The organism is Rhizobacter sp. P3_C12 (assembly GCF_056402735.1).
Map to the genome: position 1 here is coordinate 25,537 of NZ_JBFUGW010000015.1, position 19,011 is coordinate 44,547.

General features: G+C 69.5%; 11 protein-coding genes and 1 pseudogene. 9 read left to right on the plus strand and 3 right to left on the minus strand.

What is annotated here, in order from left to right:
• Positions 1-71: 71 nt before the first annotated feature.
• The 7 genes from AC1DXV_RS04770 (at position 72) to AC1DXV_RS04800 (ending at position 13,359) form a co-directional block, all read left to right on the plus strand.
• Positions 72-1,661 carry a M48 family metalloprotease gene (locus AC1DXV_RS04770; protein WP_477864140.1) on the plus strand — a complete coding sequence of 530 codons (1,590 nt, stop codon included), beginning with the start codon at positions 72-74 and terminating at the stop codon, positions 1,659-1,661.
• Positions 1,662-1,730: 69 nt separating this feature from the next.
• Positions 1,731-7,595: an alpha-2-macroglobulin family protein gene (locus AC1DXV_RS04775; protein ID WP_477864139.1), complete on the plus strand. Its 5,865-nt coding sequence runs from the start codon at positions 1,731-1,733 to the stop codon at positions 7,593-7,595.
• Positions 7,592-9,721: a penicillin-binding protein 1C gene (pbpC, locus tag AC1DXV_RS04780; RefSeq protein WP_477932669.1), complete on the plus strand. Its 2,130-nt coding sequence runs from the start codon at positions 7,592-7,594 to the stop codon at positions 9,719-9,721. Before AC1DXV_RS04775 ends, pbpC begins: the two co-directional genes overlap by 4 nt.
• Before the next feature lie 102 nt (positions 9,722-9,823).
• A complete protein-coding gene (locus AC1DXV_RS04785) occupies positions 9,824-10,330 on the plus strand; it encodes a hypothetical protein (protein ID WP_477864137.1) in 507 nt (168 codons plus the stop codon).
• Between the two features lie 109 nt (positions 10,331-10,439).
• The gene (alaC, locus tag AC1DXV_RS04790; protein WP_477932671.1) at positions 10,440-11,657 is read left to right on the plus strand and encodes an alanine transaminase; all 1,218 of its coding nucleotides are present in this window, start codon (positions 10,440-10,442) and stop codon (positions 11,655-11,657) included.
• Between the two features lie 145 nt (positions 11,658-11,802).
• On the plus strand, positions 11,803-12,582 hold the full coding sequence (locus AC1DXV_RS04795) for a hypothetical protein (protein ID WP_477864135.1): 780 nt from the start codon (positions 11,803-11,805) through the stop codon (positions 12,580-12,582).
• 177 nt (positions 12,583-12,759) lie between these two features.
• The gene (locus tag AC1DXV_RS04800) at positions 12,760-13,359 is read left to right on the plus strand and encodes a hypothetical protein (protein ID WP_477864134.1); all 600 of its coding nucleotides are present in this window, start codon (positions 12,760-12,762) and stop codon (positions 13,357-13,359) included.
• A 9-nt stretch (positions 13,360-13,368) separates the two neighbouring features.
• Here AC1DXV_RS04800 and AC1DXV_RS04805 read toward each other — a convergent pair whose 3' ends face one another.
• Positions 13,369-13,728 (minus strand): phage holin family protein, encoded by a 360-nt coding sequence (locus AC1DXV_RS04805; RefSeq protein WP_477864133.1) that lies wholly within the window; start codon positions 13,726-13,728, stop codon positions 13,369-13,371.
• Positions 13,729-13,984: 256 nt separating this feature from the next.
• Between AC1DXV_RS04805 and AC1DXV_RS04810 the strand changes: the two genes are divergently transcribed.
• Positions 13,985-17,152: a S8 family peptidase gene (locus AC1DXV_RS04810; protein WP_477864132.1), complete on the plus strand. Its 3,168-nt coding sequence runs from the start codon at positions 13,985-13,987 to the stop codon at positions 17,150-17,152.
• Between the two features lie 178 nt (positions 17,153-17,330).
• On the opposite strand, the gene AC1DXV_RS04815 is transcribed toward AC1DXV_RS04810, so the two are convergent.
• On the minus strand, positions 17,331-17,927 hold the full coding sequence (locus tag AC1DXV_RS04815) for a hypothetical protein (RefSeq protein ID WP_477864131.1): 597 nt from the start codon (positions 17,925-17,927) through the stop codon (positions 17,331-17,333).
• A 4-nt stretch (positions 17,928-17,931) separates the two neighbouring features.
• Complete coding sequence (locus AC1DXV_RS04820) at positions 17,932-18,498, minus strand: RHS repeat-associated core domain-containing protein (protein WP_477864130.1); 567 nt, start codon at positions 18,496-18,498, stop codon at positions 17,932-17,934.
• A gap of 219 nt (positions 18,499-18,717) precedes the next feature.
• On the opposite strand from AC1DXV_RS04820, the pseudogene AC1DXV_RS04825 reads away from it, so the two are divergent.
• A pseudogene (locus AC1DXV_RS04825) lies at positions 18,718-19,011 on the plus strand (energy transducer TonB); the annotation flags it as partial.

The following is a 19,011-nucleotide window of genomic DNA, read 5'->3' on the forward strand; positions in this document are numbered from 1 at the left end:
AGGGAAACATCCGGGCAACGTGGCGCTGGCATCATAGCGATCGGCCGCTCCTCGCCTTCGTGCCCCACCGGATGACACGTTCACGCTCCACCCGCCTCACCGCATCGCTGTGCGCGCTGGCCCTGCTCATCGGCAGCGCCGGGGTGCGTGCGCAGGACACCCCCCCACCGGCCACGCAGAACGCGCTGCCCGCGCTCGGCGATTCGATCTCCGACGACCTGAGCGTCGGCACCGAGCGCCGGCTGGGCGACCAGATCATGCGGGCGATCCGACAGGATCCCGACTACCTCGACGACCCCGTCCTCGTCGAGTACCTGCAATCGATCTGGCAGCCGCTGGTGGCGGCCTCGCGCGCCCAGGGCAACATCGGTGCCGAGACCGACCAGCGCTTCGCCTGGGAGCCGTTCCTGGTGCGCGACAAGACCGTCAACGCGTTCGCGCTGCCCGGCGGCTACGTCGGCGTGCACCTGGGCCTGATCGCGATGACCGCCACGCGCGACGAACTCGCCTCGGTGCTCGCGCACGAGATGTCGCACGTCACGCAGCGCCACATCGCGCGCGGCATGGTCAACAGCCGGCGCCAGTCGCTGATCGGCCTGGCCGGCATGATCCTCGGCGTGATCGCCGCGACCCGCAGCAACCGCGTCGACGGCGCCAACGCGATCTTCACCGGCTCGCAGGCCGCGTCGGTGCAGGGCCAGCTGAACTTCTCGCGCGACATGGAGCGCGAGGCCGACCGCGTCGGCTTCAACGTGCTCACCGGCGCCGGCTTCGCGCCCGGCGGCATGGCGGCGATGTTCGAGAAGCTCGACCAGGCCTCGCACCTGAACGACAGCGGTGGCTTCCCGTACCTGCGCACCCACCCGATCACCACCGAGCGCATCGGCGACGCCCGCCAGCGCCTGGGCACGGCCGCGCCGGTGGCGCCGGTCAGCGTGCTCGCCCACGTGGCCGCGCAGGCGCGCGCCCGCGTGCTGATGGACACCCGCATCGACGCGCTGCGCCGCTGGCAGTCGCAGGACAGCGTGGCGCCCGATGCCAGCGTGGCCGATCGCCTGAACGCCGCCTATGCGAGCGCGCTCGCGTCGACGCTGCTGCACGACTGGACCCGCGCCGATGCGGCGCTGAAGGTGGCGCTCGGCGTGGTGCGCGGCAGCCCGCGCAGCGATGCCGTCGCCGAGCGCGAGGTCGTGATGCTGCAGGCGCAGTCGCTGGCCGAGCGTGGCGACGGCGCGCGCGCCGGCCAGGTGCTGAAGCCGTACCTCGAGGCCGGCGCCACGCCGTCGCGCGCGGTGCTGCTGCTGCAGGCGCAGGTGGCGCTGGCGTCGCCGAAGACCGACCCGGCCGTCAAGCGCAGCGCCGACGACCTGCAGACCTGGACCACGCTGCACCCGAGCGACGCGCTCGCCTGGCAGCAGCTCAGCCGCACCTGGGAGCAGCTCGGCCAGCAGCTGCGTTCGCTGCGCGCCGAAGCCGAATCGCACTATGCGGTGGGCGACCTGACCGGCGCCGTCGACCGCCTGCGCGCCGGCCAGCGGCTGGCCCGCACGCCGGGCGGCAAGGTCGATTTCATCGACGCATCGATCATCGATGCGCGGCTGCGCGAGCTCGAAGGCCAGCGCCGCCGCCAGATGGAAGAAGAACGCCGCCAGGAAGGCTGAGCTCCACCGGACCCCATCGGAATCGGCCACGGCGTGGCTTATCCTCCCGGCACTTCTGGAGGAGACGGCATGCCACGATCCATCGCCCGGGCCCTCGGCGCCGCCACGTTCGCGCTGCTTGCCGTGCTGGCTGCAGCGCCCGGCCCGGCCCGCGCCGCCACCATCACGTCGATCAGCCCGCAGGGCGAGGTCGCGCAGGTGCGCCAGGTCACGGTGAAGTTCTCCGAGGCGGTGGTGCCGTTCGGCGACCTGCGGCTGCCCGATCCGCTCGGCGTGGTGTGCGAAGGTGCCACGCGCGCCGGCTCGGGCCGCTGGGCCAACGACCGCGTCTGGCTGTATGACTTCCGCGAGGCGTTGCCGCCCGGCACGCGCTGCACGCTGAAGGCGAAGTCCGACTGGAAGCCGCTGAACGGCGCGCTGACCGGCGGCAGCGAGTTCACGTTCAGCACCGGCGGCCCGGCCATCGAATCGACCCAGCCGTACGCCGGCAACCTGGTCGAGGAAGACCAGCATTTCGTGCTGCGGCTGACCGGCCCGGCCGTCGAGGCCACCGTGGCCGCCCATGCGGCCTGCGAGGTCGACGGCATCGGCGAACGCATGCCGGTGCGGGTGGTGACGGGCGCGGTCCGCGACGAGATCCTGAAGGCGCGCCAGCTCGAGAAGCAGGCCGAGCGCATCGTCGTGCTGACCTGCCAGCGCCCGCTGCCGCCCGACGCCGCGTTGCGCCTGGTCTGGGGCGCCGGCATCGCGGCGCAGGCCAACCCGAAGATCGTCACGCGCACCGAGCAGCGCCTGAACTTCCGCGTGCGCAAGGCCTTCACCGCCGAGTTCAGCTGCGAGCGCGAGCGTGCCGAGGCACCGTGCCTGCCGATCCGCCCGCTGACGCTGCGCTTCTCGTCGCAGCTGCCGCGCGAGCTGGCGGCGGCGGTCCGGCTGCAGCCGGCCTCGGGCAAGGCGATCGCGCCGGAGTTCGATGCCGACGACAAGGCGGCCGAGGTCGACAGCCTGCGCTTCCCGATGCCGCTGCCCGAGCGCAGCGCCTTCACGATCGAGCTGCCGCGCAACCTGAAGGACAGCTCGGGCCGCGCGCTCGCGAATGCCGCGAGCTTCCCGCTGAAGGTCGCGACCGGCGACGCGCCGCCGATCGCGAAGTTCGCCGCCGCACCGTTCGGCGTCGTCGAGCTGAATGCCGATGCGATGCTGCCGGTCACGCTGCGCCATGTGCAGGGCGACCTGCGGCCGGCCGCGGGCGGCGGCGCGGTGCGCATCAAGACGCTGCGCACCGATGCCGACATCCTGCAGTGGTATGCCCGCGTCGCCCGCTACCACGAGAGCCGCCTCACCGCGAAGGAGGCCGGCCTGCCGGCATCGCAGCACTACGAGACCGAGCGCGTCGTCGACGGCAAGGGTCGCAGCAAGGAAGTGCGCCACGAGCGCGTCGTCGAGACCCGCGAGCTGTCGCTGCTGAACGGCGGCGCCGACGTGAAGCGCATGGACCTGCCGCAGCTCGTCGGCGGCGACCCGCGGCCGTTCGAGGTGGTCGGCATCCCGATCCCCGACCCCGGCTACCACGTGGTCGAGATCGAATCGCGCCGCCTCGGCGAAGCCCTGCTCGACAAGAAGGCGCCGATGTACGTGCGCGCCGGCGTGCTGGTCACCAACCTCGGCGTGCACTTCAAGCTCGGCCGCGAGAACAGCGTGGTCTGGGTCACGACGCTCGACCGCGGCAAGCCGGTGGCCGACGCCGACATTGCGGTCAACGACTGCCGTGGCCAGCGGCTGTGGGCCGGCCGCACCGATGCGAACGGCCTGGCCCGCATCGACCAGGTGCTGGAGCGGGCCGGCGAGTGCCCGGCCGACAGCGGCTTCTTCGTCACCGCGCGCAAGCCGACGCCGAAGGGCCTGACCGACACCGCCTTCGTCTTCAGCAGCTGGCAGAAGGGCATCGAGACCTGGCGCTTCAGCTTCCCGACCAGCCACGATGCGCAGCCCGACGTGCAGGCGCACACGGTGTTCGACCGCACGCTGCTGCGCGCCGGCGAGACGGTGTCGATGAAGCACTTCATGCGCCGCGAGACCAGCAGCGGCCTGGCCGCGGTGCCGGCCGAGCGGCTGCCGACGCGGCTGAAGATCGTGCACCAGGGCAGCGGGCAGGAAGTGACGCTGCCCTTGAGCTGGAACGGCACGCGCAGCGCGGCCTCGAGCTGGAACATCCCGCCGGCCGCCAAGCTCGGCGTCTACGACGTGACGCTGGAGCGCGAAGGCGGCGGTGACCGCGAGCGCAGCGGCTGGTCGGCCGGCAGCTTCCGCGTCGAGGAGTTCCGGCTGCCGCTGGTCGATGCGCGCGTCAGCGGGCCGAAGGAGGTGCCGGTCGCGCCGAAGGAGCTGCCGATCGGCGTGCAGCTGAACTACTTCGCCGGCGGCGGGATGGCGCAGGCGCCGGCCCGGCTGACGGCCTTGCTGCGCAGCCGCGCGAGCGGCTTCGCGGGCTACGACGAGTTCAGCTTCGAGCCGCCGCGCGACCCGAAGCAGGCCGCGCGCGGTGACGACGGTGACGAGGGCACGCCCGAATCGAGCGGCAAGGTGGTCGCCGACAAGCTGCCGCTGACGACCGACCGCGACGGCGCCGCCAGCGCCACGCTGAAAGACCTGCCCGCGATCAAGCGGCCGAGCGAGCTCGTCACCGAGGTCACCTTCAACGATCCGAACGGCGAGGTGCAGACCGCGTCGACCACCGTCGCGCTGTGGCCGAGCGCCGTCGTGCTGGGGGTGAAGACCGGCTCGTGGGCGAGCGCGCGGGGCCAGGTGAAGCTGCAGGTGCTGGCGCTGGACACCGCCGGCAAGCCGCTGAAGGGCCAGGCGGTCGAGGTGCGGGGCCGGCTGTCGCAGGTGATCAGCACGCGCAAGCGCATGGTCGGCGGCTTCTACGCCTACGACAACCGCACCGAGGTCAAGGAGCTCGGCACCGTGTGCAGCGGCAGCACCGACGACCGCGGCCTGCTGCTGTGCGATGCGGCGCTCGAGAACGCCGGCCAGGTCGAGCTGATCGCGAAGGCGAGCGACAAGGCGGGCAATGTCGCCGAATCGGCCGCCAGCGTGTGGGTCACGAAGCAGGGCGAGCTGTGGTTCGCGCAGGACAACGACGACCGCATCGACGTGCTGCCCGAGAAGAAGAGCTACGAGCCCGGCGAGACCGCGCGGCTGCAGGTGCGCATGCCGTTCCGCGAGGCGACCGCGCTGGTCAGCGTCGAGCGCGAGGGCGTGATCGCGACGCGCGTGCTGACGCTGCGCGGCGACGACCCGACGGTCGAGCTGAAGATCGAGAAATCCTGGGGCCCGAACGTGTATGTCGACGTGCTGGTGCTGCGCGGGCGCATCCGCGAGGTGCCGTGGTATTCGTTCTTCAGCTGGGGCTGGAAGGAGCCGCTGAACTGGGTGCGCTCGTTCTGGTACGAGGGCCGCGAGTACCAGGCGCCGACCGCGATGGTCGACCTGTCGAAGCCGGCCTTCAAGCTCGGCATCGCGGCGCTGAAGGTGGGCGTGCAGGAGCACCGGCTGGACGTGAGCGTGACGGCCGACAAGCCGCAGTACGCGGTGCGCCAGACCGCGAAGGCGCGCATCAAGGTGCTGCACGACGGCAAGCCGCTCGCCAATGCCGAGGTGGCGTTCGCCGCCGTCGACGAGGGCCTGCTGGCACTGCGCCCGAACGATTCGTGGGACCTGCTCGGCGCGATGCTGAAGCCGCGCGCGCTCGGCGTGGAGACCGCCACCGGGCAGAGCGAGATCATCGGCCGGCGCCACTACGGCCGCAAGGCGGTGGCGGCCGGCGGCGGTGGCGGCAAGAACGCGACGCGCGAGCTGTTCGACACGCTGCTGCTGTGGAAGGCCCAGGTGGCGCTGGACGCCAACGGCGAGGCGGTGGTCGAGGTGCCGCTGAACGATTCGCTGACCAGCTTCCGGCTGGTCGCGGTGGCCGATGCCGGCGTGCAGCAGTTCGGCAGCGGCAGCACCAGCATCCGCGTGACGCAGGACTTGCAGGTGTTGTCGGGCCTGCCGCCGCTGGTGCGCGACGGCGACCGGTTCAGCGCGATGCTGACGCTGCGCAACACCACCACGCACGAGATGAAGGTGCGGGCCACGCTCGCCGGCACAGCGAACAGCGGCGGCGAGCGCGGCGCCGACATCGTGCGCACGCCGATCGAGCTGCCGCCGCAGGAGGCGGTGCTGCCGGCCGGCGGCGCGAAGGAGCTGAGCTGGCCGGTCGACGTGCCGGCCGAGGTGTTCAGCATCGCGTGGGAGGCCGGTGCCGAGGAGCTCGCCGGCAGCGACAAGGCGAGGGACCGCCTGAAGCTCACGCAGCTCGTCAGCGCCGCGGTGCCGGTGCGCGTGCTGCAGGCGACGCTGTCGCAGCTCGACGGCCCGTTCACGCTACCGGTCGCTGCGCCGGCCGATGCGCTGCCGGCGAGCGGCACCAAGCGCGGCGGCCTGAACGTCGGCGTGCAGCCGAAGCTGACCGGCGCGCTGCCCGGCATCCGCCGCTACTTCGAGACCTACCCGTTCATCTGCCTCGAGCAGAAGACCTCGAAGTCGGTGGGCCTGAAGGACGCGAAGTTGTGGGCCGGCGTCGCGAACGCGCTGCCGACCTACCTCGACAGCGACGGGCTCGCGAGCTACTTCCCGCCGCGCGCCGAAGATGGCCCGCGCGGCAGCGACCGGCTCACCGCCTACGTGCTCGCCGCGACGAACGAGGCCGGCTTCGAGCTGCCGCCGGCCGCGCGCGACAGCATGCTGGACGGGCTGACCGCGTTCGTCGAGGGCCGCATCGAGCGCAAGTTCTGGTCGCCGCGGGCCGACCTGGACGTGCGCAAGCTCGCCGCGATCGAGGCCCTGTCGCGCTACGGCCGCGCGCAGCCGAAGATGCTCGGCTCGGTGAACCTCACGCCGAACCAGTGGCCGACCGCGGCGGTGATCGACTGGCTCGGCATCCTGCGCCGCGTGCAGGGCGTGCCCGAGCAGGCCAAGCGGCTGGACGAAGTGCAGCAGATCCTGCGCAGCCGGCTGACCTATGCCGGCACGACGCTGCGCTTCAGCAACGAGGGCGACGACTTCTGGTGGTGGCTGATGGACAGCGCCGATGCCAATGCGGCGCGGCTGATCCTCGCGGTGCTCGACGACCCGGCCTGGCGCGACGACCTGCCGCGCATGGTGGTCGGCAGCCTCGGCCGGCAGCGCGGCGGCGCCTGGCTCACGACGACGGCCAACCTGTGGGGCTCGCTGGCGCTCGACAAGTTCTCGGCGAAGTTCGAATCGGCGAAGGTGGCCGGGCGCACGGTGGCCGGCACCGGGGGTGCGACGGTCGCGATCGACTGGGGCAAGTCGGCCGACGGCGGCAGCGTGAAACTGCCGTGGCCCGAGGCGGCCGGCACGCTGAGCGTGTCGCAGGAGGGCTCGGGCAAGCCGTGGCTCACGGTGCAGAGCCTCGCGGCGATCCCGCTGAAGGAGCCGATCCGCGCCGGCTACAGCCTCGCTCGCACGGTCACCGCGGTCGAGCAGAAGGACAAATCCAAGTGGTCGCGCGGCGATGTGCTGCGGGTGCGGGTCGAGGTGGACGCGCAGTCGGACATGACCTGGGTGGTGGTCAGCGACCCGGTGCCGGGTGGCGCGACGCTGCTCGGCTCGGGCCTCGGCCGCGACAGCGCGATCGCGACGCAGGGCGAGAAGCGACAGGGGGCGTGGCCCGTCTTCGAGGAACGCAGCTTCGAGGCCTTCCGCAGCTACTTCGACTACCTGCCGCGCGGCAAGCATGTGATCGAGTACACCGTGCGGCTGAACAACCCCGGCCGCTTTGCGCTGCCGCCGACGCGCGTCGAGGCGATGTACGCGCCGGAGAGTTTCGGGGAGCTGCCGAACGCGGCGATCGAGGTCGCGCCGTGAAGTGGGTGGCCTGCGCTTCACTGTTGCTGCTCGCAGCGACGACGGCGCAGGCGCTGCCGACTTTCAACGACGTGAAGTCGGCGTGGAAGCCGTCCGACGTGACGCTGCTCGCCCGCGACGGCACGCCGCTGCAGACGGTGCGCGTCGACAAGAGCGCGCGCCGGCTGGCCTGGGTGCCGCTGCAGGAGGTTTCGCCCGCACTGCTGCAGGCCATCGTACTCAGCGAGGATCGGCGCTTCTACGAGCACAGCGGCATCGACTGGGGTGCGGTCGCGAAGAGCGCGTGGGCCAACGTGTGGAACACCCGCACGCGCGGCGCATCGACGCTGACGATGCAGCTGGCCGGCCTGCTCGACGACGACCTGGCGCGGCCGGTCGGCGGGCGCAGTGTCGCGCAGAAGCTCGGCCAGGCCGTCACCGCGACGCGGCTCGATGCGCGCTGGAAGAAGAGCGAGATCCTCGAGGCCTACCTGAACCGGGTCGCGTTCCGCGGCGAGGTGGTCGGCATCGATGCGCTGTCGCAGACGCTGTTCGGCAAGCACCCTGGCGGGCTGGATGTCGACGAGTCGGCGATCGCGGCAGCGCTGTTGCGCGGGCCGAACGCGACGCCGGCCGTCGTCGCGCAGCGCGCCTGCGGTGTGTTGCAGCTGCAGAAGCTCGATTGCAAGGGCGTCACCGCGCTCGCGCAGACCGCGCTGCTGCGCCAGGGCGGCATGCCGCTCGGCGAGCAGCTCGCGCCGCATTTCGCGCGGCAGGTGGTGGGTGAGGGGTCGACGCAAGCGATGGTGCAGCGCACGACGCTCGATGCGCGGCTGCAGCGTTTCGCCGTCGGCACGCTGCGGCGGCAGCTGGCCGAGCTGTCGGGCCGCAACGTCGAAGACGGCGCGATCGTCGTGCTCGACAACGCGAGTGGCGAGGTGCGGGCCTGGGTCGGCTCCAGCGGCAGTTTCTCGGATGCGGCGCAGGTCGACGGCGTGCTGGCGCGACGCCAGCCGGGCTCGACGCTGAAGCCCTTCGTCTACGAACTGGCCTTCGAGCGCCGGCTGATCACGCCGGCCAGCCTGCTCGACGATTCGCCCGCGCAGCTCGCGACGACCAACGGCCTGTACCTGCCGCAGAACTACGACCATGCGTTCAAGGGCTGGGTCAGCGCGCGCACCGCGCTCGGTGCGAGCCTGAACGTGCCGGCGGTGCGGGTGGGTGCGATGCTCGGGCCCGATGCGCTGGTCGAACGGCTGAACGCGCTGGGCCTGGCGCTGCCCGAGAGCGGCGGCTTCTACGGGCATTCGCTGGCGCTCGGCAGCGCAGATGTGAGCCTGCTGGCGCTGACGAACGCGTACCGGGCGCTGGCGAATGGCGGGCTGTTCTCGCCACCCACGTTGCACGGTGCGGCGGCGGTGCCGAAGCGCGTGGCGAGTGCGGCCGCCAGCTGGCTCGTCACCGACATCCTGGCTGACAACGCGGCGCGTGCCCGCACCTTCGGGCTGGACAGCAGCCTGGTCACGAAGGGTTTCGCCGCGGTGAAGACCGGCACCAGCAAGGACATGCGCGACAACTGGTGCGTCGGCTACACCGACCGCTACACCGTCGGCGTGTGGGTCGGCAACGCGAGCGGCGAGGCGATGCACGACGTGAGCGGTGTCAGCGGCGCCGCGCCGGTGTGGCAAGCGCTGGTGCGCGTGCTGCATGACGGCGCGCCGTCGAAGCGGCCGGCAGTGCCGGCGGGCGTGGTGCCGATGGCGATCCGCTTCGACGACCAGCGCGAGGCGGCGCGCGACGACGTGTTCGTCGCTGGCACCGAGCAGGCGCTGTGGAGCGCGAGCAGGCAGGTGCGCGGCGCGCAGCGCTTCGGCATCGCCAGCCCGCGCGACGGCAGCATCTTCGCGATCGACCCCGACATGCCGCCCGCCGCGCAGCGCATCGTGCTGGAAGGCGAGGCCGGCACCTGGTGGATGGACGGCAAGGCGCTGGGGCAGGGCGAGCGGCTGCACTGGGCGCCGTGGCCGGGGCGGCATGAGCTGAAGCTGACGGGGCGCGATGGAGTGCTGCTGCAGATGGTGAGGTTCGAGGTGCGGGGGGCGGATGTGCGAACCGACAACGCTGGTGTGAAGCCGCGCCGGCGTTGAAGGCCCGGTTGCGGTCAGGGAACTCGGGGGAGGGGTGCTGTTACTCAGGGACGTGACGGACGTGACGGACGTGGGTCTGTGCTGGCGGGCTGAGGAGCAAGCATGCTGAGGAAAGTGTTTTGGGCGACTTCGAAACGAGACAGGTTGCCGAAGGAAACAGAGCATCGAAATGATGCGGCCGGGAACATGCAGAAATCCAGAGAGAACGCGCGAACTTGCACCGGAGTGAGGCTCTACGCTGGGCAGCACCCATACAACATCACCCGGACAACCCGAAAAGCCTTCGCCAACCAGCCTGCGACCGCGTTGCTGATTCGCGGTCTCGATTGCGCCGAGAAACTCATGGGTGAAGAAGGCAAAGGACCGAAGAGTGCGCTCAAGGCCCTTCTCGCGTACATCGAGTTGATTGGCGAGAACCGCGCAATCCGAAAATGCATCAAGCCTTTCCGGGAAGCGCTGAATGAGATGAGTGCGGCGGCAGCGGATCGGCGTGAATTCAGCAAGCCACGGCTTGAGCGCGTGTTGCGCAACATGCGCACTGAAATCGTAGATTTGCAGGAGAGGCGAGAGGCAGCGATGGAAAGCCTGAAACATCGCGGCATCTACTAGGGATCGCCGCGCGATGTCGCACCCGGCCCGGTTACCATCCCCGCCGGGCCGCCTCACGCGGCTCACGTCGCTCGGACGGTTCCGGGCGCTCACGTGAAAGTCTTCCTCCATGTCCTCGTCTGCAGGCCAGCGCCGCTTTGCGCGCATCGACCGCCTTCCCCCCTACGTCTTCAACATCACTGCCGAGCTGCGCGCCGCTGCGCGACGGCGCGGCGAAGACATCATCGACATGAGCATGGGCAACCCTGACGGTGCCACGCCGGCGCACATCGTCGCGAAGCTCGCCGAGGTGGCGCAGCGGCCCGACACGCACGGCTACTCCACGTCGAAGGGCATTCCGCGCCTGCGCCGCGCGATCTCGCACTGGTACCAGGACCGCTACGGCGTCGCGATCGATCCCGACAGCGAGGCCATCGTGACGATCGGCTCGAAGGAGGGCCTGTCGCACCTGATGCTCGCGACGCTGGACCGCGGCGACACCGTGCTGGTGCCCGACCCGAGCTACCCGATCCACATCTACGGCGCGGTGATCGCCGGGGCCGACATCCGCTCGGTGCCGCTGGTGCCGGGCGTCGACTTCTTCGCCGAGCTGGAGCGCGCGATCCGCGGCAGCTACCCGAAGCCGAAGATGATGGTGCTGGGCTTCCCGAGCAACCCGACGGCGCAGTGCGTCGAGCTCGATTTCTTCGAGCGCGTGGTGGCGCTCGCGCGCAAGCACGACATCTTCGTGGTGCACGACCTGGCCTACGCCGACATCGTGTTCGACGGCTGGAAGGCGCCGTCGATCATGCAGGTGCCGGGCGCCAAGGAGATCGCGGTCGAGTTCTTCACGCTGTCGAAGAGCTACAACATGGCCGGCTGGCGCGTCGGCTTCATGGTCGGCAACCGCGACCTGGTGGCGGCCCTCGCGCGCATCAAGGCGTACCACGACTACGGCACCTTCACGCCGCTGCAGGTGGCGGCGATCGCAGCGCTGGAGGGCGACCAGCAGTGCGTGAAGGACATCGCCGCGCAGTACCAGCGCCGCCGCGACGTGCTGGTGAAGGGCCTGCACGAGGCCGGCTGGATGGTCGAGTCGCCGAAGGCCTCGATGTACATCTGGGCGCGCATCCCCGAGCCGTACCGCGCGCTCGGCTCGCTGGAGTTCGCCAAGCAGATGCTCGCGAAGGCCAAGGTCTCGGTGTCGCCCGGTATCGGCTTCGGCGACCACGGGGATGACCACGTGCGCTTCGCGCTGATCGAGAACGAGGCGCGCATCCGGCAGGCGGTGCGGGGGGTCAAGGCCATGTTCAAGGCGGATGGGGTGGAGCTGCTGCGAACAACCTGACGAACGTCTGCGCCGGGCCTGGAACGGCTTCGGCGCCGTGGTTACTCAGACGGTCTCGGGGACGACCCCTGCGGGTCGGGCGCGCCGCGTAGCGTGGCGTGCATGCGGTCCCTGAGCCACTTGTTGGGAGACATCAATGCACAGTGTGAGCACCTTCACCACCCCGAGAACATTCGAGTGCCCTTCCGACGCATACGGTGTCGAGCCGGACCGAAAGCCGTCAAGACTTGCCGACTTCCGCCAACCGTTCGCGAAGGCCCGGAGCAAAGCGCACAAGATGCTTGAAGCCGTGACGGACGCGGTTCGGGATGCGGGAAATGTTTGGCAAGAGTGTGGCCAAGGCGTCGCGAAGGCGGCCGGCGCGGCCCTCGAAGCAGGTTGCTCGGCCGCCGGCAAGACTGCCGATGCAGCGGGTTCGGCTGTGACGAAGCTGCGCAAGATCGTATCGGCCGGGTCGTCCTTCGCAGAGGCCTCGACGGCGATCAACGCCGAGGCACAGCGCCTGGACAGCACGTTCGAGTTGGAGGCCAAGGGCAAAGTCGATGGATCGCGGCAAGCCCGGGCTGACTCGACCCCTGAACGACCCGACGACAGGGCCCCCTCGGGTCTGCATCGGCGCGAGGGTTATCAAGCCCCCGAGTCGTACGAACCGCGCTACGAATCGCTGCCGGAGGCCTTCTTCGTGATGCTGACGTGCCGTCAACCTCAGGCCTACGATCTGATGTGCCACGAAGTCGATCTCCACTATCACCTGGAGTGCGTCAAGTGCGAGGAGCAGGGCCGGACCATGTCACCGGTGTGGCCGCTGGTCTCGACACATGCCGACCTGGTGTGGTCCCACTTCTTCGATCCGGTGGCGTCCGGCAGGCTGCAAAGCGAGATGGCCGAGCTCAAGCACAGCCTCTATCTGCTCACGCAGCTGTGACAGGCCTCGGAGGGCAACGTGCCCGAGGCCCGGCGCCTGACGAAGGTCAGAGGCGGGGCAGTGGAACCGGAGTGGCTCGCTGGTTACTCAAGGCCCGTGCGAACGAGTTTCAAGGCGACGGGCGTTTGCATGGTGCAAGGCTGCGGCCTGGCCGTTTCGTTGCCTGCGGAGGTTTCCATGCCGAGTCTGAAATTCATTGCAAAGGTCTTCAAAGGGAGCTTGGGCGCTCTGAGTGGGGCCGGTCCCGCCAAGAGCACGCTTGCCAAGAACCTGCGCCCGGTCTTCGCGGTGCAGCGGAGGGGTGCGGCCATTTGCGCTGCCGAGGCATTTCACCGCTTGCGTGAACGGCGCATGCCGACCGGCGCGAAGAGGGCCATCCAGTCATTCGTTGATCGCCTGTCGAAGAACACGGATCGGTACGGCAAGAGCACCTACCTCTTCGATGGCAAACCGGCTCGCGATCTGGTCCTGGCCCCCGGCTGGAAACTCGTGAATGGAGCAAGTCGAGCCGTTGCGGGCGGCGTATCCGGGGTCAGGCGGGCCTTGGCAGCTGCGCCGCCAACGATTCGTCAATCGACCATTGCCACGTCGACGGACCTGACGTCCGAACTTGCCGCCCCCGCCACGACAGTGCCTGCGCAGACCACGGCGTCAGCAACCTCGGCTCCGACCGAGAATCCGACGACGACGCGAACGGTCACATTCAGGCCGGACGACATCGGCGACGAGGGCTTTGCCAAACTGGTGAACGACTTCACTCGCAACCGGCTGGCCTGACCTTCTGAATCAGTTGCCTCGAGAGTTGAAGACCGCCTCCAGAGCGGCATCGATCACCACCCCGCACAAGCTGTAGATCAACGACCCGATCAAGGCCGCGAAGAAGCCGGCGACCGCCAGGCCGCTGAGCAGCTGCGCCGCGAAATAGAACATCAGCGCGTTGATCACGAACAGGAACAGCCCGAGCGTCAGCACGGTGACCGGCAGTGTCAGCAGCACCAGGATCGGTCGCAGCAGCGCGTTCAGCAGGCCCAGCACCAGCGCGGCCAGCATCGCCGAGCCGAAGCTGGTCACCGTGACGCCGGGGTAGAGGTGGGCCACCAGCAGCAACGCGGCGGCGAGCAGGAGCCAGCGGAGGAGGGTCTTCATCCGCGCGAGCATACCTGCGCCCCCGCGCGCCGGAGCTCCTCCGATGTGGTCCGACGACCCAGGGTTTTCCGCTCCCCCCAGGGTTAGGGGGAAGGAAATGTCACGCCTTGACACACCGAAGCTGCGCCACCGAGCATCCAGCTTCCCATCAACCCCACGCACAGCGCAGTTGCACGCACCCGTGTACTGCGCTGTCCCGGTCCTGCTTGCAGGCAGTCGGACGGATCGGGTGGACGTGCCCCACAAGGAGTGTCTCGTGTCTATCCGAATTTCCTGGAAGTCCGGGCTGGCGGTCGTTGCCGCGCTCGTCCTGGCCGCCTGCGGCGGCGGAGGCGGCAGCGGCAGTGACGGTGCGCCCGATACCTCGGCCGCCGCGGATGCGCCGCTTGCCGACGCTCCGGTGCGCACCGTGCAGCAGACCGCGCTGCCCGGTGGCCGTGTCGACGTGGTCGATACGCGCCTGTCGAAGGCGACCGGCTCGGTCGACGTGTGGGTGACGCTCACCGACGCGCCGGTGGCCGCTGCCGCCGCGCAGCTCGCCGTTGCCGCATCGACCACCGAACGCACGCTCAGCGTGAAGACGCTGCGCGAAGCGCCGCAGGCCACGCGCGAGGCGCTGGCCGCGCACCGCAAGAGCGTGCTGTCGCACCAGGATGCGCTGCAGGCCAGCCTCTCCACGCTCGGCGCCCAGGAACTCGGCCGCGTCCACATGGCGCACAACGCCATCGCCGTGCGCGTCGACGCCTCGCAGCTGAAGGCCATCGCCGCGCTGCCGGGCGTCGCCAAGGTGCGCCGCGTCAACCACTACGAGATGAGCCTCGCCGAGACGGTGCCGTACATCGGCGCCACCGCGGCGCAGCAGGCCGGGGCCGACGGCACCGGGGTGCGCGTGGCGGTGCTCGATTCGGGCATCGACTACACGCACCGCAACCTGGGTGGGGCCGGCACGCCCGAGGCCTACCTGAAGGCCTACGGCACCGACCCGAGCGATCCGCGCAACACCACCATCGACCCGAGCGTCTTCCCGACCAGCAAGGTGGTCGGCGGCTTCGACTTCGTCGGTGACGTGTGGCCGAACGGCCCGCGCACCGAAGACCCGAACCCGATCGACTTCCAGGGCCATGGCACGCACGTCGCCGACATCATCGGCGGCAAGAGCCTGGACGGCACCCACAAGGGCGTCGCCCCCGGCGCCCAGCTGCTGGCACTGCGCGTGTGCAGCGCGGTGGCGACCAGCTGCAACGGCGTCGCGATCCTGAAGGCGATCGACTGGTCGATCGACCCGAACGGCGACGGCGACCCGTCCGACGCGGTCGACGTGATGAACCTGTCGCTCGGCTCCGACTACGGCCAGAACATCGACGACTCCACCGAGGCCATCTCGACCGCGGTCGATGCCGGCATCGTGGCGGTAGTCGCGGCCGGCAACTCGGCGAACAAGCCGTACATCGTCAGCTCGCCGTCGATCGCCCCGGGGGCCATCAGCGTCGCGCAGACGCAGGTGCCGAGCGCCGTCGCCTTCGGCCTGAAGATCAACTCGCCGGCCTCGATCGCCGGCACCTACGGCAACACCGCGACGGTCGACTGGGCGCCGATCGCCGGCGGCTTCAGCGGCGACGTGGTGTTCGTCGGCACCGCCTGCCCGGGCGAGGCGCTGCTGGCCAACCCGGCCGGCAAGGTGGCGCTGGTCGACCGCGGCGCCTGCTCGATCAGCCTGAAGGTGGATGCGGCCGGCGCGGCCGGTGCCACCGGCGTGCTGCTCGGCCTGGTCGCCCCGGGCGACGCGGTGTCGTTCAGCAACGGCGGCGGCACCCACTTCGTGCCGACGCTGGTGATCACGCAGTCCACGTCGAACAAGATCAAGGCCAACATCGCGGCACCGGTCAACGTGACGGTCAGCGACGGCACCAAGGTGCCGCTGATCGGCAGCATGGCCAGCACCTCGGCGCGCGGCCCGAGCATCAGCTACCAGACCATCAAGCCCGAGATCGGCGCGCCCGGCGCCTCGGTGTCGGCGGTGGCCGGTGGCGGGACCGAGGAGGAAGCCTTCGGCGGCACCTCGGGCGCGACGCCGATGATCGCGGGCTCCGCGGCGATCCTGATCGGCAAGTACCCGGCGCGCACGCCGCTGCAGATCAAGGCGATGCTGATGAACAGCGCGATGAACCAGATCTACACCAACCCGGCGCTGCTGCCGGGCGTGCTGGCGCCGATCACGCGCATCGGCGCGGGCGAGGTGCGGGTCAACAAGGCGCTGGCCTTGAATGCCATCGCCTATGAGCCGGGCTCGCTGTCGGCGGCGCTGTCGTTCGGTGCGCAGGAGGTGTCGGCCCCGGCCGAGTACGAGAAGAAGCTGGTGGTCGAGAACTTCGGCACCACGGCCAAGACCTTCTCGATCAAGAGCGCCTTCCGCTTCGCCGACGACCAGGCCAGCGGCGCGGTGACGATCTCGGCGCCGAGCTCGGTGAAGGTCGCGGCGGGAGGCCGCCAGACGATCACCGTGAAGCTGCGCGTGAACCCCGCCAAGCTGCCCGACTGGACGCTGGAGGCCGGCGCGCAAGGCGGCAGCGGCGACCTGTTCGACGCACCGGAGTACGACGGCTACCTGACGCTCACGGCCGGCACCGAGCTGCTGAGCGTGCCGTGGCACATCCTGCCGCGCAAGGCGGCGCAGAACCTCGCGGTGGCGGCGGTGCGCCCGAACTGGCCGGGCGGCATCATCCTGATGGGCAACATCGGCGCGGCCGACAGCGAGTTCGACATCTTCGCGCTCACCGGCACCAGCAAGAAGGCCGACCCGGCCGAGCTGCCGAAGCCGGGCGACAACTTCGCGTTCATCGACATGCGTGCGATCGGCGTGCGCTACGTGGCCGATGCGGGGGCGCTGCAGTTCGCGCTGAGCAGCTTCGGGCGGCGCGCGACGCCGAACTACCCGGCGGGCTTCGAGGTCGACATCGACGTCGACCGCGACGGCGTGCCGGACTTCGCGGTCTACAACGCGGAGCAGGGCGGGTTCGGTGCGACCGGCATCAACCTGATCAACGTCGTGAACCTGGCGACCGGCGCGGGAGGCGCCTTCTACTACGCGGATGCGGACTTCAACTCGGCGAACATGATCATGACGGTGCCGCTCGCGGCACTGGGCCTGACGCCGGACCAGCAGTTCGACTTCACCGCGATCGGCTACGACAACTACTACAGCGGCAACGTGACCGATGCGTTCGACAAGATGACCTTCACGCCGGCCAAGCCGCGCTACGCGGTCAACGGCGACAGCAGCGGCATCGTGCGCAGCCTGCGCATCCAGCGCGTGGACACGCTGACGCCGGTGGGCGGCGCGACGGCGTCGCCGTCGCAGACCGGGTTCCTGGTGATGCTGCGCCGCGAGGCCGGCACCGAGGCCCAGGTGATCGTCGCGAAGTGATGATCTGACTTGCAGGGCCTTGCCGAAAGGCGGGGCTCCTGACACCTCTGACGGGCCGCCTTGTGCGGCCCGCTTCCGTTTCAGCGGCAGAAACGGACGCTGTCGCCCTCGGCCTTCTGCATGAACAAGGGCTCTGCCTTGATCGAGAGCAGTTCCATCGGCGATGCCTCGCCGCTCATCATTCCGTCTCGGCGAACCAGAGCGTCTTGACGACGCCGTTCTCGAGAAAGACGAAGAGGAACCTGAGCGTGGCTGGGTCGGCATAGACATAGGCGATCTCGCCGAAGTCGGACCTCTTGCGCCGTGCGATCACGGTGTGATGGCGACGATCCATCTCCTTCAGGTCGTCAACGCGAAACGGTTGCCCCAGGCGTTCAACGACAGCAGCTTCGGGCCAGCCGATGGCAATACCTCCCAGCCGACGCCCGAAATCCGGTGCGCGCCGCTGATTTTCAGGAGTGCACAGCGGTGTGGTGGTCAGCATGATGCTGTTGAGTGTCGGCCGGCTCCATCTCGACGGATGGTCCTCGAAGCCGAACTCCGCCCACACACCGGCTTTGGCGTCGACGTAGCAGTGAGTTCGCGCCCCTGCTTCCCCAATGCTCACCGCTCCATGGCCGAGCTGGCGGACGACGGTGGGCTCGGTGGCCGACCTGTCTTCAATGCACAGGCCGGCCAGGCACGAGCCTTGGTCAGGTGCGGGTGCCGCCCAGGACGGCATGATGATCACCGAGGCCACCATCTGCAGTGCCGCCAGGAAGAATCTGCGGTTCATTCCTTCAGTCTCGGCGATACAAGATCGTGCCCTCGGGATACCGCATCCTGAAGAGCTGGATGCTGGTGCACAAACTTTCGACATCCACGTTCTGCCCCCTCGTGCACCCATTGGTCGGGACCCATCCTTGCCGGGGCGAGTAAGGATCGGCCGTTCCGGTTCCACCTCCGTGGATCCATCGGGAGCGAGGATCCGTGGTTCGCATCTTTGCCGTGCCGTAGGCATCACCAAGCTGTCCGGATTGACAGAACGTCACCAGCCCGGAGTAGGGGTCGGCAGCTCCCGGCAAGGAGTTGCTTGTGACCGCGTTGCGTGTCTCGAAGACGAACGACTCGCCGGAGGCAGCATCGTAGTAGACGCTGCGGCCCAGCGACATCTGCGTGTAGACGATGCCAAGACCGCTCCCGACGCCCCAGCGATCTAGGCCGTTCGGGTCGATGAAGCTGAGGGGATTGCCGTCGACATAGCTATAGGGGTTCCTGGGGAAGGGCTCGGCGATGCGACCGGCGAAAGCGGCCTCGGCGAGCACGCACAGCCCGACGGTCAACAGCCCGTTGCAAAGGATTTTCATGACAGGACGTCCTGATGGAGTGATGAGACTGCGGCGCAGTCTAGGAAGCTCGAAAGCACATCTCAATCGGTGCAGATGACCCACTCGTGAACCCTCACGCAATGAACTGCATCCCCTGCGAGTCGAACGCGTTCAACGCAACACAATGAGAATCATTCTTGTTTATGTTAAAGTTTTTGAAGTTGTTTGAAGTTGCCCCTCGCCGCACCCACCCCCACCATGGCCGCCGTTCCCGTCTCCGCGACGCATCCGCCGTTGCCGCCGCTCAGCCGCCGGCCGGTGCGCACCGACGGGCTGTCGCCGGGGCAGCTGCGTGCCGTCGTCGCCGGCATCGCCGCGTTGCACCTGGGTGCCGGCTGGGCGATCCTGCAGGTGCCCGCGGTGCGCGAGGCCGTCGTGCAGGCCGCGCCGATCTTCGTCAACCTGATGGCGCCGCCGGCACCGCCCACGCCGCCCGCTCCACCGCCCCCGCCCGTCAAGCCGGTCACCCGCACCCCGCCACCGCCGACGCCG